Below are 509 nucleotides of genomic sequence, written 5' to 3'. Positions count from 1 at the left end.
GGAGGCGCAGATATGCGCCTGATGTTGTATCGGTGCGGTCGTCAGAAGCGAGGTCGAAGCAGTGACCGGCATTGATTTCGACGAAGTGGGGCCCATCGACTATCTGGTCGTGGAGTTTCCTGCCGAGCACCCGCCCGACGGCTCGGCTCTTCCCCTGTTGCTTGACCTGGTCGAGGGGAACATCATCCGGGTCCTCGATCTGGTTTTCGTCCGGAAAGGCGCCGACGGATCGCTCGCCGGGATCGCGGTCGAGGATGTGGGCTTCACCGGGACCGTCGATGTGACGCTGTTCGCCGAGGCAGCGTCGGGCCTGATCGACCGGGGGGATCTCGAGCAGGCGGCGGCTGTCCTCGAACCGGGTTGCGCCGGAGCGATCCTCGTGTACGAGAACCGCTGGGCGGCACCGTTCGCGTCCGCTCTACGCCGGGAAGGCGCCCAACTCGTCGCGTCGGGACGGGTACCCGTCCAAGGCATCCTCGCGGCGCTCGATTCTCTCGACGGCTCCACCC

Annotated in this window: 1 protein-coding gene; it reads left to right on the top strand. The window is 66.2% G+C overall.

Translation table 11 applies throughout. The features are described from left to right. Nucleotides 1-61: 61 nt before the first annotated feature. A partial coding sequence (locus AC1D1G_RS45910; RefSeq protein ID WP_477957026.1) for a DUF6325 family protein occupies nucleotides 62-509 on the top strand: 448 nt, incomplete at its 3' end.

Source organism: Rhodococcus sp. P3_B8, assembly GCF_056402775.1.
This window is presented reverse-complemented; position numbering and strand designations above follow the sequence as displayed.